Annotated in this window: 1 pseudogene; it reads left to right on the top strand. The window is 46.6% G+C overall.

The window, feature by feature from the left end:
• Window positions 1-2 precede the first annotated feature (2 nt).
• A pseudogene (locus IEY53_RS34780) lies at window positions 3-1,194 on the top strand (IS1182 family transposase); the annotation flags it as partial.

Here is a 1,194-nt window from a genome sequence, read left to right as displayed (position 1 = left end):
GTATGTTGCGGTCCAACCGAGAAAAACAGCAAGCCTACGAGTTTGTTTCAATCGAAGATTTAGTGCCACAAGACCATTTGCTACGCAAAGTAGATAAATATATCGATTTTTCCTTTATCGATGAAAAAGTTCGACCGTTATACTGTGCGGATAATGGTCGTCCTGCCATTGATCCGGTGGTCTTGTTTAAGATGATTTTTCTTGGATACTTTTACGGTATTCGTTCCGAGCGTCAATTGGAGCGGGAGATCCAAACCAATTTGGCCTACCGCTGGTTTTTAGGGCTGGGGTTGACGGACAAGGTTCCAGACCATACGACCATCAGTTGGAACCGACGGACCCGGTTTAAAGATACGAATATCTTCCAGGATATTTTCGATGAGATTATTCTTCAAGCCATTTCACACCGAATGGTCGGTGGACGTGTCCTTGTTACAGATTCAACTCACGTCAAAGCCAATGCGAATAAACACCAGTACACCAAACAAATGGTTTTGCAAAATACAAAGGACTATGTGGACGAGCTCAACGCTGCTGTGACCGAGGACCGGAAGGCGCATGGAAAAAAGCCCTAAAACCTAGAGAGGAAGTGAATGAAGAAAAAGAAATAAAAGTGAGCAAGACCGATCCCGATAGCGGATATATGATTCGCGATGGCAAACCCGAGGGCTTCTTTTATCTGGACCACCGAACGGTGGATACGAAATACAATCTTATAACCGATGTGCATGTTACGCCCGGAAATGTCCATGACTCCGTGCCCTATTTGTCGCGTTTGGATCGCCAGCAAGAACGTTTTGGATTTGCCGTTGAAGCTGTTGCACTCGATTCCGGTTATTTGACTACACCGATTTGCCGGGGACTCCAAAGTCGAAAGATCTTTGCCGTGATTGCTCACCGGAGATTTCATCCCAAGCAAGGCTTATTTCCGAAGTGGAAGTTTACCTTTAATGCCGAACGTAATCTATATGTTTGTCCAGCGAGTCACGAGCTGAAATACCGAACCACAGACCGCAAGGGTTACCGGCAGTATGCTTCCGATCCGGAACATTGCAAAAGTTGCCCATTGCTGGAGCAATGCACACAGTCCCGAAATCACCGAAAAGTGGTGACAAGGCACGTGTGGGAGGACAGCAAAGAATGGGTCCGTAATAACCGGCTAAGCACGTCCGGCAAGAAGTTATACCGCAAACG

The organism is Paenibacillus albidus (genome assembly GCF_014644435.1).
Classification (GTDB): Bacteria; Bacillota; Bacilli; order Paenibacillales; family Paenibacillaceae; genus Paenibacillus_AQ; species Paenibacillus_AQ albidus.
This window is presented reverse-complemented; position numbering and strand designations above follow the sequence as displayed.